Source organism: Marinomonas maritima, assembly GCF_024435075.2.
GTDB classification, from domain to species: domain Bacteria; phylum Pseudomonadota; class Gammaproteobacteria; order Pseudomonadales; family Marinomonadaceae; genus Marinomonas; species Marinomonas maritima.
Genome location: NZ_JAMZEG020000002.1, coordinates 1,136,052 through 1,161,571 on the forward strand (window position 1 = coordinate 1,136,052; position 25,520 = coordinate 1,161,571).

The 25,520-nt window shown below is 41.6% G+C and carries 22 protein-coding genes, 8 tRNA genes and 1 pseudogene; 15 read left to right on the plus strand and 16 right to left on the minus strand.

Annotated features, from left to right (window positions below):
* Positions 1 to 110: 110 nt before the first annotated feature.
* Complete coding sequence (locus tag M3I01_RS11285) at positions 111 to 1,868, plus strand: DEAD/DEAH box helicase (RefSeq protein WP_275565075.1); 1,758 nt, start codon at positions 111 to 113, stop codon at positions 1,866 to 1,868.
* Positions 1,869 to 1,873: 5 nt separating this feature from the next.
* Here M3I01_RS11285 and M3I01_RS11290 read toward each other — a convergent pair whose 3' ends face one another.
* A complete protein-coding gene (locus M3I01_RS11290; RefSeq protein WP_255895978.1) occupies positions 1,874 to 2,461 on the minus strand; it encodes a TetR/AcrR family transcriptional regulator in 588 nt (195 codons plus the stop codon).
* Positions 2,462 to 2,528: 67 nt separating this feature from the next.
* Positions 2,529 to 3,293: a DUF1499 domain-containing protein gene (locus M3I01_RS11295; RefSeq protein WP_255895979.1), complete on the minus strand. Its 765-nt coding sequence runs from the start codon at positions 3,291 to 3,293 to the stop codon at positions 2,529 to 2,531.
* 287 nt (positions 3,294 to 3,580) lie between these two features.
* On the opposite strand from M3I01_RS11295, the gene M3I01_RS11300 reads away from it, so the two are divergent.
* On the plus strand, positions 3,581 to 4,291 hold the full coding sequence (locus M3I01_RS11300) for a tRNA-uridine aminocarboxypropyltransferase (RefSeq protein ID WP_255895980.1): 711 nt from the start codon (positions 3,581 to 3,583) through the stop codon (positions 4,289 to 4,291).
* A 60-nt stretch (positions 4,292 to 4,351) separates the two neighbouring features.
* On the opposite strand, the gene M3I01_RS11305 is transcribed toward M3I01_RS11300, so the two are convergent.
* A complete protein-coding gene (locus tag M3I01_RS11305) occupies positions 4,352 to 4,834 on the minus strand; it encodes a DUF2947 family protein (protein WP_255895981.1) in 483 nt (160 codons plus the stop codon).
* A 164-nt stretch (positions 4,835 to 4,998) separates the two neighbouring features.
* Between M3I01_RS11305 and M3I01_RS11310 the strand changes: the two genes are divergently transcribed.
* Entirely contained in the window at positions 4,999 to 5,190 is a 192-nt protein-coding gene (locus M3I01_RS11310) for a hypothetical protein (protein ID WP_255895982.1), read from the plus strand.
* Between the two features lie 152 nt (positions 5,191 to 5,342).
* A complete protein-coding gene (locus tag M3I01_RS11315; RefSeq protein ID WP_255895983.1) occupies positions 5,343 to 5,987 on the plus strand; it encodes an HAD family hydrolase in 645 nt (214 codons plus the stop codon).
* 50 nt (positions 5,988 to 6,037) lie between these two features.
* Here the strand turns inward: M3I01_RS11315 and M3I01_RS11320 are convergent, their stop codons facing one another.
* Positions 6,038 to 7,066, minus strand: a complete 1,029-nt coding sequence (locus tag M3I01_RS11320) for a nucleoid-associated protein (protein ID WP_255895984.1) — start codon at positions 7,064 to 7,066, stop codon at positions 6,038 to 6,040.
* 89 nt (positions 7,067 to 7,155) lie between these two features.
* Between M3I01_RS11320 and M3I01_RS18580 the strand changes: the two genes are divergently transcribed.
* From M3I01_RS18580 to M3I01_RS11330, 3 genes are all read left to right on the plus strand, one after another.
* On the plus strand, positions 7,156 to 7,473 hold the full coding sequence (locus M3I01_RS18580; protein ID WP_394358975.1) for a hypothetical protein: 318 nt from the start codon (positions 7,156 to 7,158) through the stop codon (positions 7,471 to 7,473).
* A 91-nt stretch (positions 7,474 to 7,564) separates the two neighbouring features.
* Positions 7,565 to 7,987, plus strand: coding sequence for a VOC family protein (locus M3I01_RS11325; protein WP_255895985.1), 423 nt, complete (start codon positions 7,565 to 7,567; stop codon positions 7,985 to 7,987).
* A 120-nt stretch (positions 7,988 to 8,107) separates the two neighbouring features.
* Positions 8,108 to 8,734, plus strand: a complete 627-nt coding sequence (locus M3I01_RS11330) for an OmpA family protein (RefSeq protein ID WP_255895986.1) — start codon at positions 8,108 to 8,110, stop codon at positions 8,732 to 8,734.
* Between the two features lie 252 nt (positions 8,735 to 8,986).
* On the opposite strand, the gene M3I01_RS11335 is transcribed toward M3I01_RS11330, so the two are convergent.
* Entirely contained in the window at positions 8,987 to 9,775 is a 789-nt protein-coding gene (locus M3I01_RS11335; RefSeq protein ID WP_255895987.1) for a TRAP transporter substrate-binding protein, read from the minus strand.
* Between the two features lie 39 nt (positions 9,776 to 9,814).
* On the opposite strand from M3I01_RS11335, the gene M3I01_RS11340 reads away from it, so the two are divergent.
* Positions 9,815 to 10,965 (plus strand): IS3 family transposase gene (locus M3I01_RS11340; RefSeq protein WP_275565076.1). Its coding sequence is split into 2 segments (ribosomal slippage): positions 9,815 to 10,052 and positions 10,052 to 10,965, totalling 1,152 coding nucleotides; the frame shifts between segments, so codons are not numbered across the junction.
* Positions 10,966 to 10,969: 4 nt separating this feature from the next.
* A complete protein-coding gene (locus M3I01_RS11345; protein ID WP_255895989.1) occupies positions 10,970 to 11,500 on the plus strand; it encodes an NAD(P)-dependent oxidoreductase in 531 nt (176 codons plus the stop codon).
* Between the two features lie 59 nt (positions 11,501 to 11,559).
* Here the strand turns inward: M3I01_RS11345 and M3I01_RS11350 are convergent, their stop codons facing one another.
* Positions 11,560 to 12,750: a BaiN/RdsA family NAD(P)/FAD-dependent oxidoreductase gene (locus tag M3I01_RS11350; protein WP_255896136.1), complete on the minus strand. Its 1,191-nt coding sequence runs from the start codon at positions 12,748 to 12,750 to the stop codon at positions 11,560 to 11,562.
* A gap of 331 nt (positions 12,751 to 13,081) precedes the next feature.
* Between M3I01_RS11350 and M3I01_RS11355 the strand changes: the two genes are divergently transcribed.
* The 6 genes from M3I01_RS11355 (at position 13,082) to M3I01_RS11380 (ending at position 21,061) form a co-directional block, all read left to right on the plus strand.
* Positions 13,082 to 13,666, plus strand: a complete 585-nt coding sequence (locus M3I01_RS11355; protein ID WP_255895990.1) for a hypothetical protein — start codon at positions 13,082 to 13,084, stop codon at positions 13,664 to 13,666.
* Between the two features lie 102 nt (positions 13,667 to 13,768).
* Positions 13,769 to 15,064, plus strand: coding sequence for an imelysin family protein (locus M3I01_RS11360; protein WP_255895991.1), 1,296 nt, complete (start codon positions 13,769 to 13,771; stop codon positions 15,062 to 15,064).
* An 81-nt stretch (positions 15,065 to 15,145) separates the two neighbouring features.
* Positions 15,146 to 16,531: a di-heme oxidoreductase family protein gene (locus tag M3I01_RS11365; RefSeq protein ID WP_255895992.1), complete on the plus strand. Its 1,386-nt coding sequence runs from the start codon at positions 15,146 to 15,148 to the stop codon at positions 16,529 to 16,531.
* Positions 16,531 to 17,589: an imelysin family protein gene (locus tag M3I01_RS11370; protein WP_255895993.1), complete on the plus strand. Its 1,059-nt coding sequence runs from the start codon at positions 16,531 to 16,533 to the stop codon at positions 17,587 to 17,589. Before M3I01_RS11365 ends, M3I01_RS11370 begins: the two co-directional genes overlap by 1 nt.
* A gap of 2 nt (positions 17,590 to 17,591) precedes the next feature.
* Entirely contained in the window at positions 17,592 to 18,698 is a 1,107-nt protein-coding gene (locus M3I01_RS11375) for a DUF1513 domain-containing protein (protein ID WP_255895994.1), read from the plus strand.
* 110 nt (positions 18,699 to 18,808) lie between these two features.
* Positions 18,809 to 21,061, plus strand: a complete 2,253-nt coding sequence (locus M3I01_RS11380; RefSeq protein ID WP_255895995.1) for a putative bifunctional diguanylate cyclase/phosphodiesterase — start codon at positions 18,809 to 18,811, stop codon at positions 21,059 to 21,061.
* 272 nt (positions 21,062 to 21,333) lie between these two features.
* Here the strand turns inward: M3I01_RS11380 and M3I01_RS11385 are convergent.
* From M3I01_RS11385 to M3I01_RS11430, 10 genes and pseudogenes are all read right to left on the minus strand, one after another.
* A pseudogene (locus M3I01_RS11385) lies at positions 21,334 to 22,471 on the minus strand (IS3 family transposase).
* Between the two features lie 281 nt (positions 22,472 to 22,752).
* Positions 22,753 to 24,057 carry an OmpP1/FadL family transporter gene (locus M3I01_RS11390; protein WP_255895996.1) on the minus strand — a complete coding sequence of 435 codons (1,305 nt, stop codon included), beginning with the start codon at positions 24,055 to 24,057 and terminating at the stop codon, positions 22,753 to 22,755.
* A 364-nt stretch (positions 24,058 to 24,421) separates the two neighbouring features.
* Positions 24,422 to 24,498 (minus strand) — tRNA-Asp (locus M3I01_RS11395).
* A gap of 50 nt (positions 24,499 to 24,548) precedes the next feature.
* Positions 24,549 to 24,624 (minus strand) — tRNA-Val (locus tag M3I01_RS11400).
* Positions 24,625 to 24,681: 57 nt separating this feature from the next.
* Positions 24,682 to 24,758, minus strand: a tRNA-Asp gene (locus tag M3I01_RS11405).
* A gap of 50 nt (positions 24,759 to 24,808) precedes the next feature.
* A tRNA-Val gene (locus M3I01_RS11410) sits at positions 24,809 to 24,884 on the minus strand.
* A 58-nt stretch (positions 24,885 to 24,942) separates the two neighbouring features.
* Positions 24,943 to 25,019, minus strand: a tRNA-Asp gene (locus tag M3I01_RS11415).
* 50 nt (positions 25,020 to 25,069) lie between these two features.
* Positions 25,070 to 25,145 (minus strand) — tRNA-Val (locus M3I01_RS11420).
* A gap of 51 nt (positions 25,146 to 25,196) precedes the next feature.
* A tRNA-Asp gene (locus tag M3I01_RS11425) sits at positions 25,197 to 25,270 on the minus strand.
* 141 nt (positions 25,271 to 25,411) lie between these two features.
* Positions 25,412 to 25,488: transfer RNA gene (locus M3I01_RS11430), tRNA-Asp, on the minus strand.
* Positions 25,489 to 25,520: the final 32 nt, after the last annotated feature.

Here is a 25,520-nt window from a genome sequence, read left to right on the forward strand (position 1 = left end):
CATCACTTATAAAAAGATCACGTGCAAAAAGGCAAAATAGCGACTGCGGCTATGATACTGTAGCCCAACAGACAACACATCAAGATTTCGCCACATAGATTTAAAATAAGATGAGCCAACCATTCATATTACGAGACTATCAAAATCAAGCCGTTGAGGCGTCTCTCACTCACTTTCGCAGCAGTGACGATCCTGCTGTTATTGTTCTTCCTACTGGCGCGGGTAAAAGCCTTGTTATTGCAGAGTTGAGCCGCCTTGCAAAGGGGCGAGTCATTTGCCTTGCTCACGTTAAAGAACTGGTAGAACAAAATCACGCTAAGTTTCTTGCCACAGGCGCTTCCGCTGGTATTTTTTCCGCCGGTTTAAGCCAAAAAAACAGCTCATCAAAAACAACCTTTGCCAGCATTCAATCCATTTCTGCGAACCTCACCGCGTTCAATGAACCAGCGAGCCTCATCATCATTGATGAATGCCACCGGGTCAGCATGGAAGAAAGTGGCCAATACAACAAAACTATCGAGCACTTTAAGGCGCTCAACCCTAAGGTTAAAATCCTTGGATTAACGGCAACACCGTATCGACTAGGAAGTGGCTGGATTTATCATCGCCATTACCACGGCTACACTCGTCAATGCACAGACTCTATTTTCAAAAAATGCATTTTTGAATTACCTCTGCAACACATGGTGAAAAAAGGCTATTTAACGCCACCGATTCATTATGATGCCGCTATTGCCCATTATGACTTTAGTCTTCTCACAGAAAGCTTAGACGGTGAACAAAACACCGATGATATTGCTTTAAATGAACTCATCCACAAATACCCCCGTGTTACCAAAGCAGTGGCAGAACAAATACTCCAGCTCAGTCAAGATCGACAAGGCGTGATGATTTTTGCGGCAACAATAGACCATGCCAAAGAGATTGCGAGTTACTTCTCAGAAGCACAAACGGCCCTCATTACGGGTAAGACAAAAATCAAACAGCGCGACGCACTAATAACTAAGTTTAAAGCCAAAGAGATAAAGTTTCTCGTCAATGTTTCTGTGCTAACCACGGGGTTTGATGCGCCTCATGTAGACGTAATCGCCATTTTACGGCCAACTCAATCCATTAGTTTATTCCAACAAATTGTCGGTCGCGGCCTACGATTAAGTCCGGGTAAAAAAGACTGTTTGATTCTGGATTACACCAATAATGGCTACAATATATTCCAACCTGAGATTGGCGAAAAGTGCCCAACTCAAGATTCAGTCGCCGTGCAAATACATTGCCCTGAATGTGATTTCGCCAATACATTTTGGGGGAGGAAAGACGCCGAAGGTAATATCATTGAACATTTTGGACGCCGCTGTCACGGGCTAATAGAAACTGCTGAAGGTGAAGTGCAATGCTCGTATCGCTTTCGCTTTAAACGCTGCCCCTATTGCAACGAAGAAAATGACATTGCAGCAAGGCGGTGTCAACACTGTTCAGAAAAGCTCATCGACCCTGACGATTTATTAAGAAGTGCGCTAAACCTAAAAAACAACAAGGTATTGCGCTGCTCTGACATTACGCCGGAGATCGATGCAAAAGACAAGAGCATCAAAATCACCTATCACGATGAAGATGGACTAACGCTGTCTGAGACGTTTCGCTTTAACTACAAGAAGTCACGACAGGCTTTTAACGACCTTTTCGGCCGCCGCATCGCCAATGGCATCCAATCCGTTCAATTCGACACCCTAGAAGAGCTTGAACCCTTCTTACCTTATCTTCCAACACCCGATTTCGTCATCGCGAAAAAACAAAAAAAACACTGGCAAGTAACAGAGCGCTTATTTGACTACCAGGGCCCCTATCGAAAGGCCAATGAATTACAGTAAAAACACTAGCCTTTATTTTTAAGCGCATTTCGATAAGACATTTCAAACGGTAGATTCATCCGCTCCAAGTGCGTCATTGCAGCAGCCCCTAACGCCCCTTTCGGCACACCACTTAACAATACAAACCAGTAGTTGGACATCATGTTCTCAGCAAAAATACCCGCTGTTTTATCATCCACACCAACTTGTTTAAATCGCTTTACAATACCGTCTGAAATCACCGCCATTTGGTTCGTATGAAAACCGCCTTTTGCCAAGCTATCCAATAACACCTGTCGAGTAAATTCCACATACTCGTCATAGAAGTCAAACAGCACTTGTGCCATTTGCTGCAAGTAATCCATTGGTGATGAGCTGGCTTTTTGAGCAACAACCGCAGCACGAAGCGCCACATCCATTTCATCAAAAAAAATATCTTTTACTAAGGATAATTTGTCGGGAAAGTGAACAAATAGAGTACCGACAGCAATGCCAGCTTGCTCGCTCAAATAACGAGTACTGGTTGCTTCAATGCCTTGCTCTAAAAAGGCACGCTTAGCGATTGCTTTAATTTTGGCTCGGGTATTGGCTTTTTGCTGCTGACGAAGACTCACTTGAAGGTTCCTTGGGTAAGATATAAGGAGAGTCTAGCGTGTCTGATTTTCGAAGACGAGTAGAAAATTAACGAACTGAATTTACATTGGGCATAGAAGAACGAGTCAAGGAGCCAGTTAAATCCGACATAAAGGATTCAATACGTTGCGCATTAACACCATAGTCACCGCGACCAGTCCTCGAACAAGAGCGCATATCCACTTGTACTTTGTCACGTTCTATTTGAGTAATACGAATAACAACGTCATCGCGAAAGCCGAAAATAGGCGTACGAGCCGTCGCCTCAACAATGCCGGCTTGCGAGTACTTTGCAACCACTTCCCAGCCACGGCTTTCGATAAGATCAGTGACGGTAGAATAAACAAAATCTTTACTTTTACTCGTATAAACAGGGAGAACGTCTGGGTAGTACTTATGCTGAATGGCCGCCCATTCAGAATTATAACTAAGGTTATTTTCGTTGTACTTTCGAATGAAATTAACATTCAAGTAAGCAGGAGGCGTATCAGTATCGGTCGTAATATCATTAATCTGAGGCAACCCAGATCTTTGCAAATAAAACCCAATCCACATTATGCTGTAAACCAAAGACACAATTAATACAAGAAAGAAAAAACGCTGACTCTCAATATTCCTTTCTTTTCGACAAAGCCCTAATGACAACACAGCAAGAAAAGATAGGAACAAAGAGGCAAACACACTTTTGCGTAACATGGAAAAACCTGTTAATGGCTCAAAAACCCCAATACGCACTCCAGCAATGGATATAAATGCGACACACCCTACCAACATCAGAAGAATGTATAAAACCGGAGAGATATAACGACTCATAAACAGCTCATATCGAAAAATAATATCTCAACCATATCGTGACTTGATGACAACGAACAGAAGCAAGAAGCTCGTTTTAAATCATTCCTTTGTATTTGCATAATTTCTGTAAGGTTTTCTACAAAAAAGACCCAGCATGGATCTAGACTTGAATCATAACAACCCCATTTTACAATGCTTAAGGCACACTACGGTGAGGCATATTAACTTCAATATAGAAACAATCCCTCTAGACATTACAGACAAAAAGTCGATAATGTCGCCGTCGAAAATAGAACATTCAAATCATGAAAATAGTGCCAGCCAAACACTGCGTCGACATACTACGCGAAGAATGTAAAACGCAATCAATAAGACCATTCAAAGCCAGAGGCTCCAATGTCATTCGATGCCCGCATTGCCTAATGGCCGAATTTGCCTGCTTTTGCCATCTTAGAGACAACCAGCCATCCTCTATCGAATTTATTTTACTTTTTCACCGAGACGAGATACATAAGCCAACCAATAGCGGAAGGCTCATCGCAGATCTGTTTCCCAACGACACACAAGCATACTTATGGAGCAGAACGGAGCCATCAACAACACTCTTAAACCAACTAAAAAATCGACAAGGACTCTGTACACTATTGTTTCCAAACACGCAAACTGCACAAATACAAAAAAGGCAGCAGCGAAGCGTTGTCCCGCAGACAAACAAAAACAATGTAAAACATACTTTTATTATTTTGGACGGGACATGGAAACAAGCAAGCAAGATGTTTCATCAAAGCGAGTGGCTAAAAGACATCCCCCATATTGAAATAAGCAGCGAGGCGAAGCGCTCTTTTCTTGTGCGCCACTCAAGCCATCAAACGCAATTTGCCACCGCCGAAGTCACCGCCATGTTACTGGACACACTAGGTCACAATAGCCAGAGCCGATTACTGTTTAATTATTATCAGGCGTTCAACAAACACTGTCTCGCCAGTCGAAAACGAGAAAACAACGCCACTACATGAAAGTAAATTACCAAACCGAGGAATCAGTTTAAGTACAGTAAACGACCCTTTAATAAAAGATTAAGACTCTCTCATTAATAAATTCACCCAGCCATTAGAGTGAAACTGCGCGGCTTGCTTCTTCTTCTTTCCAACCAAAATTGGCCCATTGTCCAAAAATAAGAATGCTTTCCATGTTCTTTTAAATACGCCCCACTTAACTTCAAAAACCAACTCATTGTGGCAACAAAAAAATACCGTCGTATCATCACCCCAAGCTGAAAAATGCACTAAGAGATCATCAGGTAATGATGTTTGCTCACTGTCCCATGTTTTTTCCCATTGAAGTTTGCCTGACGGCACTTGCGTGGTGTTTTTTTTCAACCAATTTTTATCGGTAACATGGTCTGGGTGTATCTGATCATCACTAATATAATCGTGCCAAATTTGGGCGGCACGCTGCTCACTCAAAAGACGAATTTCTTGCAAATCTTCTGGCTCTACTTTTGGGTCGTTTCGCTTAAAAATCCAATTTTTGGAAAAACATTCTAACGGTTGATACAAGGCGGTTTCCTTAAATGTGTTCTTATCTAGTAATAGATATAAAATGATGAAAAAAACTAATCTAACAAGTGAGAAAGGATCGTTTGTTCAATCGGTCAAGCTTATCTAGTATGAGCGTTGTTGTAATAAAACAACATTTAAAATAAACATAGCCGGAGAATACCATGGACTCTCAACAACAGTACGAAGCACTTTTAGCAAAATGGGGTTACGTCGACACCACAATTGAAGATCACGCTCGCCGCCAATTGCGCGCTCGCCGCGTAAAAACAGTTGTCGCATTTTTCAAAAATACGGTAAAAGCAATCAAAAAAATCAGTGCTCGCCCTCAGCATCTCGGCCAAGCAAGCAACTAAACTTATAAGAGCAAAACCCATCATTAATTGGGTGCTAGTATATCGTAAATAATACTTTTTTTAGGGGAGAAAAATAATAAACCCCCTCCCTTCCTTAACACTCACCAAATTCGTTATCATCAACCATTCACTCATAACGAAACATCTTCTCTATGACTTACTCTTACAAAGCAATAATATTTGATTGTGATGGCGTTATTGTCGATACAGAAAATATATCAAATAACATTCTAAAGTCCATGCTAAGCCAATATGGCCTTGAACTTGATGACGAAACGTTGCATGCGAAATTTACCGGATTCACCAATCAAGAAAACCTCGCCAACGCCGAAAAACTGTTAGGTAGAGCCCTACCAGAAAATTTCGATGAAGACTACCGGAAGCAATTCCACACCATTATTGAAGCAAATTTAGAGCCCATTCACGGCGTACGTAATTTACTCAATAAAATAACCACCCCCATCGCGATGGCAACCAACGCTCGTCGTAAAGAAATGAACTTTAAACTGGATAAAATCCAATTATCTGAACGATTTGCCACACGCTTTTGCGTTGACGATGTTGAAAACGGCAAGCCGGCACCAGATCTCTACTTAAAAGCCGCAAAAGCACTGACTGTTGACCCAAAAGATTGCATAGTGATTGAGGATTCTATTGCAGGTATTATGGCAGGCAAAGCCGCAGGTATGCGAGTTCTGGCGTTTAGTGAAACAATCGATGCAAAAATACAAGCAGCCGCTGGCGCGACAGAGTGCTTTAGTACTATGAAAGAGCTTGAAGGCTTATTAGGTCTTTAACAAGCCTTCAGATGTTCGCTTAAGTGAATGCAGTGTATTAAATAGAAAATCTAGTTAGACATAGACTGCAATTGCTTGAGCAGACTCTTTGGCAACTCTTTAATAACAAGCGTTCCAGAGTCTGCATCAAATACCACAGACTCACCCAAAAGCTCACTATCAAAACTTAATGTCAGAGCGCGTGAACTTCCAGATAAACGTGTGAGTTTTTTCAGCGCCGCTTTTTCGACAAAAATCTCTTTTTCCATTTTAAAGCTATCAGAGTCAGCTATTTCTAAAAATTTATTCGCTTGCTCTATAGAGAACCGAGATTCAACCTGGGAAGCAATGTCCTTGATAGCCAAAGGTTCACGATCTTGAGCTTTCGCCTGACAATGTTCAGAAACCACTTTCTTAAACTCATTTGCCTGCTTAGATGGCAAACCCTCTGATTGACAAAACGCAGAGGTCAAATCCACCAGTTTACGCGTTTCTTTTGCCGCAACTTTAGGTTCATCACAACCAATAAACTGAGTAAAATATTCACTCTCCGACTTAGGAGCACGGCCAAAACGAAACGAAATATAACGCCCTTCGTCACCGGCCTGCCAAGCCGTCAAATTGATACGTAAAGACATGTGCAACTTTTCTGTTTCAATTTGTTCTATTTGAGACAAACTAAGATCAACACTAAGTCCAATGCCTTTTTTACGCTTCAACATCACTATGTATAAGAAATGCGTGTCGTGCAGCTCATAATGATTAAACCACAACAAACCACCCTCAGCTTCCTCAACAGGCTCTAAGTATGTCAGATACTCTGCTGCACACTCTTTAGTAAACCCAGAAAAATCAACAAAGGCATCATCCTTAAAATGCTTGGAAAGCAAAGTCGGTAGTTGCGCGCCTCCATCACTTCCTTGCGGATTAACAAAACGCCCCGTATTCATACCTGAACGATTAAATAAACTCGTCACCTGAGCAGAAAGCGCTTCCGCTTGCCCATCAACAGGATTTTCATTCGGGCGTGCGATTAAAATGGCTTTACGCTCACCTTCATGTTTTTGAATCTCATGCACAATTAAGTTGCTAATAGACACCAGCTACCTCTTACGTTTAATATGGATAAATTGCGATCATTTTTTAACCCATCGATTTACAGTAGGATATAGTCCACACCCTAAACACTATGATAAAACCCAAGACAACAAAAAAAGATACAAGAAAAGAGCTAGAGTCTCAGGTAGATCAATTTATCAAGGCGAATGGCACTATCCAACAAGTCAATATGGGTGAGTCCGGTTTAGTTGATGGGAAGTATAACACGAGCCACATCGGCTTTAACGAACCAAAACAAGACCGTACACCATTAAACCACGTTGTAGCTGCTATTCAACAAAGAAAACACAGCAAAACACCATCAACGCCTCCTACTAAAAAGCGACCTAAGAAAGTCGTAATCTATGACGACTTTGGAGAACCATTGAGATGGGTATGGAAAGAATAAGTAGATAATAAGAGTCTCTTACTCATTCCTTTGAATTACTCCTCCGATACTGCAATAATACTTCGTAGTTTAACTAAATTAAGGAGCTATCATGTCTATTCGATATCTGCACGCCATGATAAGAACGGATAAACCTGAAGAAAGTCATCAGTTTTACACTGAAGGTTTAGGGTTAATCCAAACAAGACGCATGGACAGTGAAAAAGGTCAATTCTCACTGATCTATTATGCAACGGAAAAAGGCGCCCCAGAGGTAGAACTCACCCATAACTGGAGCGACCGCACTTACATAAGTGGTGATCAATTCGGCCACCTAGCCTTTCAAGTTGATGACATTTATCAAGTTTGCGAAAAACTGCAATCTATGGGTGTCACTATATTGCGTCCACCTCGTGACGGACACATGGCATTCATTAAAGACCCAAACAATATTTCGATCGAACTTCTCCAAAAAGATGGATCTCTTGAAATTATCGAACCATGGGCCTCAATGGAAAATACAGGAAGCTGGTAATTACATAAAATTACATAAATCCAGTTTCGTTAAACAAAGCTACAAAAAGGCAATAGTAATATTGCCTTATTCTTTTTAAACTAACCAAATCGTAGAACAAAAAGAGTATTCAATAACATCATGAAGACATTCATTAAAACCATCAGCCTCGTAGGGGTATTATTTACCTTAAGTGATTTTGCTGTCGCCGAAAGTCTATACGCATCAAATGTACAGACTCACCTTGCTGATGCGGATAGAGATGGTGTTATTGATGCTCGAGATCTCTGTCCAGATACACCAGAAGGCTCAACTGTTGACAACTATGGCTGCCCAAACCAATCAACAAAATTACTATCTGTTGAATTAAACGTATTATTTGATTCTGGTAAAGCGGATATACAGCCTCGATTCTATTCAGAGCTAAAAGACTTAGCTAAATTCTTACAAGATCATCCAGCAAGCACCGTTGTCATTGAAGGCCATACGGATAGTAAAGGCTCAAGTGAGCTTAACCTTTCACTATCTCAAAAACGCGCCTCAGCAATCGCCGATGCACTTATTGATAGCTTTAGAATCAAACCAGACAGAGTAAAAGGTATTGGTTATGGCGAAACTCGTCCTATCGCGAACAACGATACAGATACTGGCAGAAAACAAAATCGTCGAGCCATTGCTGAAGTATTTTCAAAGCAGCAGCTTTCTAACGAACGTTGGACAATTTATAGCATAGACCAGAACACAAACACCGTATTAAACAAAAATTAATTACCTTTGTTCAAAACACGGACAGCTAATGACATAAAAAAGCGGATGCTTAAATAGCATCCGTTTTTTAGAAATTACCTTTAATGTAAAAAATCACTTTCTTTTTAAAGCTGCAAAGCAAACCTTCTAAAATTTTAGAATGACTCTACCCTTGCGTCTATCAAGCGCTATAAAATTTATATACTAATAAGTCCATTCACAAAAAAGCCTACAGTCATGTAGGCTTATTTGGGGTCTTCACTCAGATATTATTTAAATATCACACTGAGCTCTCAAAGACATCGCTTTCTGGTAAACAGCCCGAGCGGTAGTGCGTCCCCCTTGCTCAATACGGTCCAGATATGATTCAGTACCTTTTTTCAACAAAGGTCCCCAGTCGGAATCATTCATTGGGTCATTGACGACATGAATAACGTCCCCTTGATCCTTAGCTTCTTGAGCACCTTCTTTATCCAGTTTATCAAATACGTTTGCCGCTTTCATAGACCATTTCATACCACTATTATCATCAATGACTTTTTTAATCGCTGGTGACAAACGATTATAAGAACGCTTATTCATGGTCACTGCAAATAGTCCACTCGCGTATGGGATTTGAAGGTGGTAGTTAACTAACTCGTTAACACGAAATACTTTCATTGCTTCAAATGGAAAACTCAAGCCATCAATAACACGTCGCTCAAGAGATTGATAGATATCAGGTGCAGACATATCAACGGGGGATACGCCCATTTGAACTAACATCTCCCCACCGACAGCATTAGGTCGACGAATTTTTAAACCTTTAAAATCGCTCGGTTTTTGGATGTCTTGATCACGAGTATGAAGATAAGCAGACCCTGTAGTGAATAAAAATAAAACATGACTGTCATCGTACTCTTGATTAATATCACCTTCGTCATACAGCGTTTGTAAAATGCACGCTCCCTGAGGCGCAGAAGATGAAATACCAGGTAATTGAACTGTTTCAGACAAAGGAAAACGCCCTGCATTATATCCTTGAACCACTGCACTTTGGTATGGACCCACTTTAATAGACATCTCATAGCTATATAATAATAGGTAAACATGAGGTGAATTATGAGTGGAAAACGTTATACCCATGAGTTCAAAATTGAAGCTGTTAAACAAGTCACTGAGCGCGGCTATAAGATTGCAGAAGTGGCTGAGCGACTTGGCGTTAGTTACAAAAGTATGCATGATTGGATTGCCCGATACAGCAAACCTGAAGCGAATAGAAAAGCGGACGATTCAGCTCTGTCGGAGATTCAGCAACTCAAAGCTGAACTTAAACGGGTGACCGAAGAGAGGGACATTCTAAAGGAGGCCGCCGTGTACTTTGCCGGGGAGTCAAAGAAAAGTACACGTTCATAAAATCACGGCTCCATGACTATTCTATTGTTGTCTTGTGTCGAACGCTGCAAGTCCATAGGAGCGGTTTTTATGCTTGGCTAAGTTGTCCAAAAAGTCGACGAGAACAAGAAGATGACCAACTTGCCATCGACATTAAAACGCACTGGCTTAAAAGTGGTTGTGTTTATGGCTACCGCAACATCACCAAAGACCTAAAGGGAGAAGGCAAGTCTTGTGGAAAGAATCGAGTGCTAAGGGTGATGCGCCGCGAGGGCTTAAAAGCACTAATAGGCTATAAACGTCGCCCTGTTTTTCATCATGGATCTGAACGTAATACAGCCCCAAATACACTCAATAGAGTGTTTATTGTCCCAGAACCAGATCAAGTATGGGTGACCGATTTTACGTACATTCGGACAAAAGAAGGCTGGCTTTACGTGACCGTCGTTGTTGATCTATTTTCTAGATTGGTCGTAGGATGGTCAATGAGATCAAGGGCGACAACGGAGTCCGTTATTGATGCTTTACTCATGGCAATTTGGCGACGACGCCCTACAAAAAGAGTATTGGTACACTCAGATCAAGGCACTCAATATACCTCAAAAGATTGGCAAACCTTCTTAAAAGATAATAATCTTGAAGCCAGTATGAGTCGCCGTGGTAACTGCCATGATAATGCTGTTGCGGAAAGCTTTTTCTCATTGTTAAAAAAAGAAAGAGTACGCAATCGAACCTACAAAATAAGAAGTGATGCTCGTTCAGAGGTTTTTGATTATATCGAATGCTTTTATAATCCAAAGCGACACCATGGATCAAATAATGGATTATCGCCACTGCAATATGAGAAGCGGTATTTTACGGAGCTAGAAACTGTCTAGGAAATTGGGTCCATACCATTTTTTAGAGGCCCCTGTTTCTGGTACAAAAAAACCAGCAGAAGACGGCACGTTAATCATCTTAGCCGCAGGAGACGCATCGCTATATGAGGATTCAAAAACCGCTTTTGACGTGATGGGGAAAATGTCGCCCTACCTTAGTGATGTTGGTCAAGGCGCTAATATGAAACTGGTAGTGAATATGATGATGGGCGGCATGCTAAGTATCTTTAGCGAAGGCATGTCATTAGGGCAAAAAGCAGGACTAAACGGAGACCAAATTCTAGAAATCATTGATGCAGGCGCCATAGCAAACCCAATGTTTAAAGGCAAAGGCGCTATGCTTTTAAAAGAGGACTACAGCACAAGCTTCCCCCTTAAACACATGCAGAAAGACATACGTCTTGCCGTAGCGCTCGGTGATCAACTCAAGCAGCCTCTTCCCACTGCAGCGGCTGCCAATGAAACCTTTAAACAAGCCATAAAATCAGGCTTTGCAGACGAAGACATCGTCGCTGTCTATAAAGTAATAAAATAATTTTTACCTATCAGAAAAACAGAGGATGGGAGACCAATCCTCTCGCTCTCTACACGCCATTAAACATACTTCCCAGCACAAAACCCACTCGCCCAGGCCCACTGGAAGTTGTAGCCACCTAACCAGCCAGTCACATCCAACGCCTCGCCAATAATGTAGAGACCCTTTTGTTTTTGTGATTCGAAGGTTTTAGAGGACACTTCATTCGTATTTACCCCACCTAGCGTCACTTCTGCGGTTCGGTAGCCTTCAGTTCCATTAGGTGCAATATCAAAGTGAGTAAGGTAATGAAACAGATTGTCTATCTGTTCGTTTGAGGTTTGCGCACTACGCTCTGTTAACCAAGGAAATTCTGTTTTGATGGTGTCTACTAGGCGCTTTGGAAGCAAGCTTGATAAGAAACCTTCGAAGCTTTTCTTCGGGGTACTCTGTCGCACATCTATTAGCTCCTCCAATGATAAGGTCGGAGCAATATTAATACTAAGCGCCTCGCCAGGCTGCCAAAAATTAGTAATCTGAAGAATAGAGGGACCACTGACACCGCGATGGGTGAACAACATAGGCTCTTGAAATGTAACGCCATTGGCAGTCGCGGCAATATCACAGGCGATTCCAGAGAGCTCAGCAAGTTGGGCTTTACGATCTGGCTGCACTGTAATCGGTACTAAACTAGCACGCGTTGTTAAAATATCATGACCTACTTGTTTAGCAATATCATAGCCAAAGCCTGTTGCGCCCATGCTTGGTATCGATAAGCCACCTGTCGCGACAACAAGCGACTCACAAATAAAATCACCTTGGTTTGTTTTTACCACTGTGTGGCCATCTTGAAAGTCGATATTATGGATTTTAGTGTTCAACTTAAGCTGTGCACCAGACCATTCTAATTCTGTTAGTAAGATATCAAGTAAGTCTTTGGCCGAGTGCTGACAGAACAATTGCCCTGGTGCCTTTTCAACATAGTCCAATCCATGACGATCTACTAGATCAACAAAATCTTGAGACGAAAATCGACGTAGCGCCGAGATACAAAAATGCGGGTTGTCGGATAAAAAATGCTTGGGAGCCGCATCCATGTTGGTGAAGTTACAGCGACCTCCTCCAGACATAAGAATTTTTTTACCTGCTTTATTTGCATGATCCAACACCACCACGCTTTTACCTCTATAACCCGCTGTTGAAGCACACATTAAACCAGAAGCACCAGCACCTATTACGACCACGTCAACTTTATCCACAACCAACCTCATCACTTATTTATGGCTGCATTATAGTGTCTAGCCCTTTTATTGCCATCGAATCTAGTAAGTTTCACGTTTTAAAAAATAAAAAAAAGACATAAAAACTTGTCCACAGAAACCGTTAAGAAGGCTGTGGGAATCATAAAAAATCACTTATTTTTCAATCAGATGAATAAAATCAAACATTATTTAATAATTTTTAAAAAACACCCACACCCTGAAAATCATAAAATATTTTTTAGAAAAGCAAACTGTTTTTTATAAGTAGCGCTATACAAAACAACTGTATTTATATACAGTACTGTACAAACAACCAGTTAAGTTATTCTAGGATGTGGATATGATTAAGCTAATGAGTCCTGTTCGTACTATTCAGAAAGTCGCACTTTTAGGTGTGATTGCTTTAGCCTTGTACGCCCCTGCAAAAGACCTAATTCAATACGTTGAAATGCAGTTCGCAAGAGAAAATATTCAAATAGTAGACGCTTCTTTTGGAACTAATATGCCATGGCAAGAATCAAATTCGGCCTACCTCAAAGTAAGCCAGAATGCACAAGCAAGCTTATCCCGTTCTCAAATTATCTATACTAAATTACGCCTAACCAACCCAACTTCTAAGCCGCAGACATACCGTAAAATTTGGCTTAATTTTTCTCATGATAACGGCGATCAGGAATACACAACAGATTACACTTTATACAATACTGAAACACGTCAGCGTCTAATTGGACACTCCGTCCAATTAGGGCCAGACAGTACAATTGATGTTGTCGCGGCTTATCGATTCATACCAAGCTATAAAAATAAATCGCCAATTAGCATGAGTGTCTCTTGGGAAGGTCAAAACTTATTGAGAGAAAATGCTTGCCAATATAATCTTAAAACTGCGGCGGGCAATACTTTCCAATATCAGTGCGGTGATTGAACCCTCCACTCTAGATTTGTAAGGAAAGTGCAAAAACACTCATTGATAATCGTTTTCATTTCTAATACCATGTGAATACAACATACTATTGGAGCTTCAAACATGAAACGGTTACTTACCCCTATCGCAGTCTGCATTACAGGTGCGATGCTTACAGCTTGCGGTCCAGCTGCTGTAAAAAATGAATCCTCTACTGCTACAGCGGATTCTGTTGTCGTTCATTATGCCAATATTGCTGAGGCTATCTATAGTGATTCTTTAACGACAGCAAAAGCATTACGCTCTTCTATTAATGCTCTTCTAGCCGAACCAACTGAAGCCAATTTAAAAGCGGCTCGTACTGCATGGATTGCCGCTCGCGTTCCATATCAACAAAGTGAAGTTTATCGCTTCGGTAATGCTATTGTTGACGATTGGGAAGGCAAAGTTAATGCTTGGCCATTAGATGAAGGTTTAATAGACTATGTTGCTAAAGACAGCTATGGCTCAAAATCAGATTTAAACGCTCTTTACTCTGCTAATGTTATTGCATCAAAAAGCCTAATGATTGGCGGCGTGAAAGTAGACACCTCTAATATCACCCCTGAGCTTATCTCCAATACACTTCAAGAAGCCGATGGCGTTGAAGCCAATGTAGCAAGCGGCTACCATGCCATTGAGTTTTTACTTTGGGGCCAAGATTTATATGGCACAAACCCAGGCGCAGGTGAACGACCAGCAACAGATTTCGACCTAGAAAATTGCACAAATGGCAATTGTGATCGTCGTCGTGACTACTTAGTTGCAGTAACAGACTTACTCATTTCTGACTTAGAAGAAATGGCAAATAACTGGAAAAATAACGGCGACGCTCGCGTTGCGCTACTGGAAAAAACACCAGAAGAAGGTCTTTCTACTATTCTTACCGGAATGGGAAGCCTTGCATACGGTGAATTAGGCGGAGAACGTACAAAACTTGGCCTAATGTTACACGACCCAGAAGAAGAGCATGATTGCTTCTCTGATAACACTCATTGGTCACACTACTATGACGCGAAAGGCATTAAAAACGTCTATTTAGGCGAATACAAACGTGTTGACGGTAGCTGGTTAAAGGGCGCTTCTTTATCCAACCTTGTGGCCCAGAAAAATACACAGCTAGACGCCGAGATGAAACAAAAGTTAAATGAAACAGAAAGCGCAGCACAAGCCATGGTAGATGCGGCAAAAAAAGGACAAACCTTTGACGTTCTCATTGCAATGAATAACACTAAAGGCAATCAGCTAGTACAAACGTTTGTCGATTCATTAGTGAATGAAACACGCACTACAGAAGAAATCATCCATCAGTTAGACCTTCAGGGTATCGCGCTAGAAGGGTCTGATAGTTTAGATAACCCAAGCTCGGTATTTGAATAATACTGTTATCCCTATAAAAACATGTAAATGGGATACCAGGAAGGATGTGTCATTTAGTCAGTTAATGGTATTTGTCTATTTATGACAGAAAAATTGAAAAATAGTACTTTTTTGATAGCTGGCGTTTACGCCAGCTTTTTTTGTTTTCAGAACATAGCTATTGCTAGTGATTACTCATCTCCTCTTGCTGGAATTGCGCTTGAAGACAAACTCGACTTTTATATTGGTGAAGCAGTATTCCAAAAATTTTGGGTGCCTTCCCCTTCTTCAACCACAGCCAGCGATGGTTTGGGACCGCTTTATAACACTCGATCCTGCAATAGCTGCCATGTAAATAATGGTAGAGGTCATGCTCCTAAAACGGGTGTAAGTGGCGCATCCGTTCCATCTTTTCTAATCCGTCTTGGCAAGTCTTATAAAAATACCTCCCCTATTGCTGATTTCATTTATCCTAATATTGGTGATAAACATTATGGCCACCAATTCCAAGGACAAAGCTCACCAGGCATTCTTCCTGAAGGGGATTACTATCTTACTTATAGTACACATATAGAGACACTAGCTGATGGAACCAAGGTCGAATTAAGAACACCAAATATCCATTGGACTAGCTTGAATTATGGAGATTTTGAGGATAGTACTGATGTTACTCTTCTTGTTTCTCCTGCATTAGTCGGAATGGGTTTATTAGATAATATTCCAAGTGATATGATTATTGCCAATGCAGATCCTAGCGACAAAGATAGTGATGGCATCAGCGGTCGAGTGAGCTGGATATTCAATAGAAACGGTAACGAAAACATCGTCGGTCGTTTTGGTTATAAAGCTGCCACTCCCAGTATAACCGCGCAAAATCAGCTGGCATTCAATACTGATTTAGGCTTATCGACACCACTTAACCCTTCTGCATCGGGTGATTGCACAGAATACCAAAAAACATGCATAGACAGCCCAAATGGTAACAGTACACATTTAGACAACTTAGAAGTTGATCAACAGCAATCAAGATTAGTAGATCTTTTTGTTTCATTGTCTTCACCTCCTGCAATGCGCAATCTAAGTGATACGACCTTTCTTGAAGGGAAAAAAGTTTTTGAACAAAGCGCCTGTGCCAGCTGCCACATTCCAAAAATGAAAACAGGTGAAAGCTCAAGTTTTGCCATATTGAACAACCGCACTTTTTATCCTTTTACGGACATGCTATTGCACGATATGGGACCAGAACTAGCCAGTGGGTTTCAAAGCTTTTCAGCCACCCCAAACGAATGGAGAACAACACCTTTGTGGGGAATTGGCTTATCTGAAAAAACGTCTGGTAGAGTAGGCTTTTTACATGATGGTCGAGCTCGGACCATTGAAGAGGCCATTCTATGGCATGGCGGCGAAGCCCAAAACAGCAAAGAATATTATAAACAGCTAAACAAAGAACATCGAAAAAAACTCATCTACTTTTTGGAGTCGCTTTAATGACATATTTCCCCAAACTAGTGGCATTAGCCATTAGTATCACAACCCCTTTACTCGCATCGGCTGGCCAATGGGAAGGCCCCCTTAATGGCATTGTTTCTAGTGTTATTACTCAAGGGTACGATTCCTACACAGAATCCTCAAAAGTATTACAACAACGCAGTGAGGCTCTCTGCGCTGCACCTTCTGAACAAGCACTTCAAAACGCTCAAGAAGCATTTCAAGTTAATGCACTAGACTGGCAGCAAGTACAATGGCTTAATTTTGGCCCTGTCACTTACTTTATGCGCTATTACGCTTTTGAATATTGGCCAGATAAAAAAGGGGTAACACAACGACAACTTAGAGCCCTGAGTCAAGGCGATCCATCCGTCATGGATGCCCCTAAGTTCTGGACATCAGCCAGCATTGCTGTGCGCGGCTTAACCGCTGTTGAAAGCCTACTTTACCATCCAGATTTTGAACCCATACAATCCAGTAATCATTGTCGCTTGCTTGAAAAAGTCACTGCACATCATTTTGAGAGTGCTGATGCCGTGGCAAAACAGTGGCAAGAAGGGAAAGCTGAGGACTGGGTGTTTGATGAAGAAGGCACAGGCTTTGACCCTGAGAAAGTGGCTTTAGAGCAATTTCTGCAGCAATGGATAGAACACATGTCCGCTGTCAAAGACGCCAAAATTGAAACTCCGATTGGCTATAATGGACGAGAAAATCTAAAGCTTGCCGAGTTTTATCGAAGCGACTTGTCACTTAAATCCATACAAAAAAACTTACAATCTTATCGTGAAATCTATCACGCAGGATCCCCCTCTTTATATACAATTGCAAAGCAGACCAACTCCATACTCGCAACACAGTTGGATGAACAACTCATACAGAATGTGAAACTCGCGCTCCAGTTACCCAATAATTTTTTCCATGCAGACCAACCCAATAGCGACCGTACCTCTATTGCAAGGCCTTTGGTGAAATCGATATCCAATAGTCAGTCCTATCTCGCCAGCCTTGTGACTCAGCTGGGGTTTCAAATTGGCTTTAATAGCAGAGATGGAGACTAGTAGTGCTATCAAGGCGATCATTTCTGACGTTAAGCGGTGCGATGATGGCGACGCCTTCATGGTCCGCTATCACTCAACAGCTTACTAATGAAAAATTATATGCCTCTGCCTATTCCATCAATAGAAAAGAGCACTATTTTGGGGTCTTTGATGGGGATGGAAAAATGGTCTGGAGCGCGTCACTCACAGATAGAGCGCACGCTCCGCTTATTCATCCTAATCAAAGCATTATTGGCATAGTAGCTCGAAGGCCTGGTTTTTTTATTGATTTCTTTAATGCATCAAACAACCAAAGAATAAAACGAATTGAGCCGAGCAAAGACCATCATTTTTATGGGCATGCTCTTTTTACTAATGACGGCTCACGCCTGATCACTCAGGAAAATCATTTCCCAACAGGCCAAGGCAAGATATTTGTACGTGAATGGCCAAGTGGAGAGATTATTCAGTCTTTTAGCAGTCATGGTATTGGCCCTCATGAATCAGTATTTTTAGATCAGCAAGTGTTAGTAATCGCCAATGGTGGACTTATGACCCATCCCGATAAAGATAGAGACATTCTAAACCTCGACACCATGAAACCTAATGTCACCTACCTTTCACTTAATGACGGCCATGTACTAAATCAGTCCGTTCATAGTAATGACTTACATCAACTGAGCATACGACACCTTGATGTAAACCAACAAGGTACCGTTGCGTTAGGATTTCAATATCAAGGCGATATATGGGATCAAGTACCATTAGTGGGTTTATCTCGCGTTAACCAAGCACACATAGAGTACCTCCCTATACCTGAAGACATTCGGGTACGCTTTAAACAATATTGCGGCAGTGTTTGCTTCGACAAATCAGGAGAAGTCCTTGCCGTGAGCACGCCAAGGGGCGGCCTTGTTGCCTATTGGCATATAAACTCTAAAACTTTTTTAGGAATAGAAAACTGTCGTGATGTTTGCGGACTCATTGGAACGGGTAGTGCTCATGAATTTTTATTGACTAGCGGCATTGGCACACAACTAAAAAACAACCCAATACAGAACACCAGAAAAATGATTAAAAAACATCCAGGTTTTCAGTGGGACAACCACCTTCGAGGCATTAATACATGATTTTTACGTTAAATTTCAAACTAGCGTAGTCAAATTAAAGATTTTTAGGTACTGTCTATTTAAAGTTGTAAATGATTGCGACTTATTCTTTCGCATTATGAAGTTGATAAATGTTTATTAATTTTCTTAAAAATTATTTTTTAGCTCACTCTGATCAACCCCTTGGTCGAGAAGAAAAAACCTTCCAGCAAAGTGCCTTAAGAATCTTACTTGCGCTCACTGTTTGTATTTTTTTTATATCGGAGCTCCATTCCCTTTTCATTCCTGGTGAGCTTTCTTTTTTAAGCATAAACAGTGTTTATCTTTGCCTTCTGATTGGCATGCTCTATTTTAGTAAAAAATACGCCAAAGTGACGGCTGTCTTATTTCTGCTCACATTAGTAACCACAAGCTTTTTATTACTAACGTTAAGTGATGAGTTCCATGCTGAAAAATACGCACTCGTATCATTGTATTCACTCCCACTAATTACTCGCTTACTATTTAGCTTCAGAGCCTGCTTAGTCGCGATGGCAATTAACGTATATCCTTTTTTCTTAATGACATCAGACACCCTTAACGTCAGCCAAACAGACCTTGCACCATCATTTTATTTTCAACTGCTCACGTTTGTCACACTCAATATTGGACTACCCCTTGCTGTTTCTCGAATCATTCAGACCCTTGAGGATAATGCTTCTCACATGAAGGTGCTTTATCGCAAGCTAAATGATAACTACGCGATGTATGAGGAGTTTTTTGAGAATACAGGTACACCCTCTTTGCTTTGCGATCAGCGCGGCAAAATCTTAAAAGCAAACCAACTTGCACGCGACCTCATCAGCGATTCAAAACAAAAATATCTCCCTGATTCAACCATTACCGATTGGTTGTCCCCACTTGGCGACACGGGAAGATTTTTCTGGCAATCCAATGTTGCTGAATGCACATTAAAACAAAAAACCAATATTCATATTGAAATTCGCAGAGCGACATTAACCCAACATGGCCATTATGTTCTCCACCTACAAAACACCACACAATTACGCGCAATACAGCAAGAACTAGAAAGCACTCAACAAACCAACAGTCGCTTAGCACACTTTGATTTACTTACTCTGTTACCTAACCACAGGCATTTTTGTCACCAAGTAAATCAACGTATAGATGAGCAAGACAGCCATCTAACTGGTGCCATGTTTATTATTCGAATCAGCCATTTTAAATTGCTTAACAAACAATATGGTAAAGACAGCGCAAATAAAGTTATTCTCAATTTTTCAAAAACGCTTCAAAAGAGATTATCAGAGCAAGCAATTATTGGACGCCTAAGAGGCGTGAAGTTTTCTTGCTTCGTACCATTAGGGCAGACGTATCTCATCCAGAAAAAATTATCGGCCCTTATCCATTCTATTTTACCTAGCCAGATAACGGTTGATGGCAGTAGATTGAATATGGACTATCATGTCGGTATCGCTTACTACCATACCGATGGTAAGACAGCAGAAGAACTATTAGAACATTGTGAGATGGCGTTAGAGTATTCTACGAGCATAGATCGATTTTCGTACTACAATCACAATCTTGAAAATAAGCTAATTGAAGAGCATAAGCTTGGTCTAAAGCTCAGCACTGCAATTAAAAATAAAGAAATAAGTATTTGGCTACAGCCTCAAGTAACACCAAACGGGCAAATTTGTTCGTTTGAAGCGCTCGCTAGATGGAAAAATAATGGGAAGTTCATCCCTCCGACTACCTTCATTAAAATCGCAGAAGATTTAGGTTTACTTCCACTTCTTGCTGAAAACCTAGTACGAGAGCTTGTTGCGACACTTTCTCAGTGGCAAAAAGAACACATCCATACTCCCATTGCCTTTAACCTAGCAGGGCAAGAACTCATGAATGATGGCTTCTTTGCCCTGTTAATGACATTGATTGCAGATAACCCTTGGCTAACCAGCATGCTTGAACTGGAGATCACCGAAACCAGCTCCGTGATGACCCACCCATTAATACATAAGCGTCTAAGAAGCTTATCTCAGTATGGTTACTCTATCGCTATTGATGATTTTGGCACGGGGCAAGCCTCATTAGGACAACTTATCGATATCCCCGCCGATATACTTAAAATAGACCGTCGTTTTATCTCACCACTTCCGGGAGATCAACGCCATATTGATATAGTGAAGTCCACTATACAGCTTGCAGAATCACTTAACATGAAAGTCATTGCGGAAGGCATAGAAACGAAGGAACAAGCTAATTTATTGGCTGCTCTTGGTTGCCACACGTTACAAGGGTACTACTTCGCTAAGCCTTCGCCACTGTCTGACTGGACTGCCAAAGACAATGCAAAAGCAAAAGAACTTCGCATGGTCTATTAGCATTAGTCGATTTTATCAAATCATCACCTCTCCTCAAACGACCGAAAAAAACAAATTTCATATAACTGAAGTGACTCCAGCAGATCGGCTATCTAATTACTAGGGATTCTTTAATGTCAAAGTATCACAAGCTTGAATTAGCAAAGCTTGCTCAATAAGAAAGTTCAAAAAGGCTTGGTGTCAGGTTTGGTATGGACCCAGTTTCATAGACATCTCATAGCTATATAATAATAGGTAAACATGGAATGAATTATTGGTATGGACCCAGTTTCCTAGACAGTTTCTAGCTCCGTAAAATATCGCTTCTCATATTGCAGTGGCGATAATCCATTATTTGATCCATGGTGACGCTTTGGATTATAAAAGCATTCGATATAATCAAAAATCTCTGAGCGAGCATCGCTTCTTGTTTTGTAGGTTCGATTGCGCACTCTTTCTTTTTTTAACAATGAGAAAAAGCTTTCCGCAACGGCATTATCATGGCAGTTACCACGACGACTCATACTGGCTTCCAGATTATTATCTTTTAAGAAGGTTTGCCAATCTTTCGAGGTATATTGAGCCCCTTGATCTGAGTGTACTAGTACTCTTTTTGTGGGGCGTCGTCGCCAAATAGCCATGAGTAAAGCATCAATAACGGACTCCGCTGTCGCCCTTGATCTCATCGACCATCCTACGATCAATCTAGAAAATAGATCAACAGCGACGGTCACGTAAAGCCAGCCTTCTTTTGTCCGGATGTACGTAAAATCGGTTACCCATACTTGATCTGGTTCTGGGACAATAAACTCTCTATTTAGTGTATTGGGGGCCGTGTTACGCTCAGAACCACTATAAAAAACAGGGCGACGTTTGTAGCCTATTAGCGCTTTTAGACCCTCACGGCGCATTACCCTTAGCACTCGATTCTTCCCACAAGACTTACCTTCTCCTTTTAGGTCTTTGGTGATATTGCGGTAGCCGTAAACACAACCACTCTCAAGCCAGTGCGTTTTAATGTCGATGGCAAGTTGGTCATCTTCTTGTTCTCGTCGACTTTTTGGACAACTTAGCCAAGCATAAAAACCGCTCCTATGGACTTGCAGCGTTCGACACAAGACAACAATAGAATAGTCATGGAGCCGTGATTTTATGAACGTGTACTTTTCTTTGACTCCCCGGCAAAGTACACGGCGGCCTCCTTTAGAATGTCCCTCTCTTCGGTCACCCGTTTAAGTTCAGCTTTGAGTTGCTGAATCTCCGACAGAGCTGAATCGTCCGCTTTTCTATTCGCTTCAGGTTTGCTGTATCGGGCAATCCAATCATGCATACTTTTGTAAGCTCAGCCACTTCTGCAATCTTATAGCCGCGCTCAGTGACTTGTTTAACGGCTTCAATTTTGAACTCATCGGTATAACGTTTTCCACTCATAATTCACCTCATGTTTACCTATTATTATATAGCTATGAGATGTCTATTAAAGTGGGTCCATACCATATCTTCATGTAAAAAAGTGCGATGAGAAAGCTCACAAAGTATGTCGGGAAAGAGCCATTACCTGGATAATGCATTCTTCGGGGCATTAGAAACGAAAAGGCCTGAGTCCAATTAAATATTGAAATCAGGCCTTGTTAGCTGTTTAGAAATAAATCCAACTTTATGGAGTCACTTCATAAAGTTGGATTTTTCTATCGAATACTAAACAAACTAATTTAGAACGCCATGTTCATAGCAACTGAGATAACATTGGCCGATGACTTATAATCGGCTTTTAGCTTTCCTCGACCCTTATCTTCAGTCAAGTTTGTACGATTTACGGACACATCCTCAATCATCACGTGAGTAAAGGCAAAGGTAGCAGATGTCATGTCATTGAAATCGTAAGTACCACCAACTGAGATCCATTTACGATCACCATCAGGCGTTCGAGCAGAACGATACTCATTTGTTACAGGTGAATTATCCATCGCCACACCTGTACGTAAGGTCAGCTTATCAGAGTAATCATAGGTCAAACCCGCTGAGTACATCCACTGATCTTCAAAGCCAAAGGTGAGCACTGAATTATCTTGATTGCTATCGAAGTCTATATTTAGGCCATCAAGAGAGCCCCAACCTGTTCTTATTGCCGATAGACCAAGAGTTAATTTAGGCGTTAAATCTTGCTCTAAACCTAAGGTAAGCACAGAAGGTAGCGTTACCGAATCACTTACATTCGCATCGACTAAACCTTTAGCGGTAGACAAGCCGGTAGAAACCCCCGTATATTTAACATCACCTTTAAAATCAAAATCCACTTCACTTCGATAACCCAAACCAATTCTAGTTCCTTTTTTAGGCTCCAGAGCAACACCTAAGCTGTAGCCATAACCAGTATCATCAGCTTCAATTCGGCCAATACCTTCTCCTCCTGCTAGCGCAACAGTAGACCCAACTCCAGATTCTAAAACAATCTCAGCTTTATGAACCTGCACACTAGCACCAACGGATACCCAATCATTCATACGGTGGGCTAACGAAAAGCTCAAAGCGATATCTTGTACAGCCGTTTCAGTTGCATGAAAACGTCCAGCCCAATCTTGACCATAATCACCTGACAAACCAAACGGAACATTCAATGAAATGCCCGCCACTGTCTTATCCGATAAAGGCTTAGCAAGATAAAAAGAAGGCACTAACGTATTATCAACAGAGTCGCTGTTTGTGGAAGATCCGGCTATAGATGATCCCCCAGCGGCAGTAGCATTATTGGCAGAAATATTTGTCACATCCATACTTGGCATGACATAAGCCCCCGACACAAAAACCGTTGTATCTTGGGCATTAACAAAGAGCGCAGGGTTCCAGAAACTGGCAGAGATATCTTCATTAGAAGCAGCTACACCCGCTAACGCTTTACCTGAGGCTGTCGCACTATGATCATTTAGAGCAAACCCCGCTGAATACGCGGAAGATGCAGCAGCCACAGAGGCGGCAACAAGGCTTGCTCTAAACAAGAATTTTGAGGAGGTAGTCATAATAAGCTCCGTTATTATTTTTATTGGGAATTTTATTTTCTATTATCAGATCAATTATACGCTTCTATTATAAAAGCCCATAACCTGATATTACCAGTAAGTATTTCTTCCGCAATACAATATTGAAAAAATATCACACTAATATGGATAAAAATCACAAAAAATAGCTTAAGAACAAAAAAGAGAAACCATTCAAGGTAAGGAAAACGAGGAAAATATAGAGCATAAATAATTTAAACGGTCTGAATAGAAGAATAGACCCTAAGGCAAAGAATTGATATATACGGAATGAATTGAACGAATGAAAGGCTTGTAAAACGGTACGCTTTGCCATTAAGCACATCACTATAAAAGCAACATGAAATGGCGGAATGGACGGGACTCGAACCCGCGACCCCCTGCGTGACAGGCAGGTATTCTAACCAACTGAACTACCACTCCAACACGATCTAGTTCTTTTGCTTGTTTGACCAAGCCCACTGTCTAGTAAGTGGTGGGTGTGGAGAGGTTCGAACTCCCGACATTCGCCTTGTAAGGGCGACGCTCTCCCAACTGAGCTACACACCCGTTTGTAAAACGGTAACGCTTTGCCATTGAGCACATTGCTATAAAAACAACATGAAATGGCGGAATGGACGGGACTCGAACCCGCGACCCCCTGCGTGACAGGCAGGTATTCTAACCAACTGAACTACCACTCCAACACAATCTAGTACTTTTGCTTGTTTGACCAAGCCCACTGTCTAGTTAGTGGTGGGTGTGGAGAGGTTCGAACTCCCGACATTCGCCTTGTAAGGGCGACGCTCTCCCAACTGAGCTACACACCCGCTTGTAAAAACGGTAACGCTTTGCCATTGAGCACATTGCTATAAAAACAACATGAAATGGCGGAATGGACGGGACTCGAACCCGCGACCCCCTGCGTGACAGGCAGGTATTCTAACCAACTGAACTACCACTCCAACACGATCTAGTACTTTTGCTTGTTTGACCAAGCCCACTGTCTAGTAAGTGGTGGGTGTGGAGAGGTTCGAACTCCCGACATTCGCCTTGTAAGGGCGACGCTCTCCCAACTGAGCTACACACCCGTTTGTAAAACGGTAACGCTTTGCCATTGAGCACATCACTATAAAAGCAACATGAAATGGCGGGACTCGACCCGCGACCCCCTGCGTGACAGGCAGGTATTCTAACCAACTGAACTACCACTCCAACACGATCTAGCTTGTTTGACCAAGCCCCTGTCTGCGTGATTCGCCTTGTAAGGGCGACGCTCTCCCAACTGAGCTACACACCCGTTTGTAAAACGGTAACGCTTTGCCATTGAGCACATCACTATAAAAGCAACATTAAATGGCGGAATGGACGGGACTCGAACCCGCGACCCCCTGCGTGACAGGCAGGTATTCTAACCAACTGAACTACCACTCCAACACGATCTAGTCCTTTTTCTTGTTTGACCA

Excerpts from the sequence above, each read along its gene's own strand:
- M3I01_RS11285 (WP_275565075.1), top strand. The coding sequence starts at position 111 with ATGAGCCAACCATTCATATTACGAGACTATCAAAATCAAGCCGTTGAG.
- M3I01_RS11295 (WP_255895979.1), bottom strand. The coding sequence starts at position 3,293 with ATGAGTCGTTATATCTCTCCGGTTTTATACATTCTTCTGATGTTGGTA.
- M3I01_RS11300 (WP_255895980.1), top strand. The coding sequence starts at position 3,581 with ATGAAAATAGTGCCAGCCAAACACTGCGTCGACATACTACGCGAAGAA.
- M3I01_RS11310 (WP_255895982.1), top strand. The coding sequence starts at position 4,999 with ATGGACTCTCAACAACAGTACGAAGCACTTTTAGCAAAATGGGGTTAC.
- M3I01_RS11315 (WP_255895983.1), top strand. The coding sequence starts at position 5,343 with ATGACTTACTCTTACAAAGCAATAATATTTGATTGTGATGGCGTTATT.
- M3I01_RS18580 (WP_394358975.1), top strand. The coding sequence starts at position 7,156 with ATGATAAAACCCAAGACAACAAAAAAAGATACAAGAAAAGAGCTAGAG.
- M3I01_RS11325 (WP_255895985.1), top strand. The coding sequence starts at position 7,565 with ATGTCTATTCGATATCTGCACGCCATGATAAGAACGGATAAACCTGAA.
- M3I01_RS11330 (WP_255895986.1), top strand. The coding sequence starts at position 8,108 with ATGAAGACATTCATTAAAACCATCAGCCTCGTAGGGGTATTATTTACC.
- M3I01_RS11335 (WP_255895987.1), bottom strand. The coding sequence starts at position 9,775 with ATGTCTATTAAAGTGGGTCCATACCAAAGTGCAGTGGTTCAAGGATAT.
- M3I01_RS11350 (WP_255896136.1), bottom strand. The coding sequence starts at position 12,750 with ATGAGGTTGGTTGTGGATAAAGTTGACGTGGTCGTAATAGGTGCTGGT.
- M3I01_RS11355 (WP_255895990.1), top strand. The coding sequence starts at position 13,082 with ATGATTAAGCTAATGAGTCCTGTTCGTACTATTCAGAAAGTCGCACTT.
- M3I01_RS11360 (WP_255895991.1), top strand. The coding sequence starts at position 13,769 with ATGAAACGGTTACTTACCCCTATCGCAGTCTGCATTACAGGTGCGATG.
- M3I01_RS11365 (WP_255895992.1), top strand. The coding sequence starts at position 15,146 with ATGACAGAAAAATTGAAAAATAGTACTTTTTTGATAGCTGGCGTTTAC.
- M3I01_RS11370 (WP_255895993.1), top strand. The coding sequence starts at position 16,531 with ATGACATATTTCCCCAAACTAGTGGCATTAGCCATTAGTATCACAACC.
- M3I01_RS11380 (WP_255895995.1), top strand. The coding sequence starts at position 18,809 with ATGTTTATTAATTTTCTTAAAAATTATTTTTTAGCTCACTCTGATCAA.
- M3I01_RS11390 (WP_255895996.1), bottom strand. The coding sequence starts at position 24,057 with ATGACTACCTCCTCAAAATTCTTGTTTAGAGCAAGCCTTGTTGCCGCC.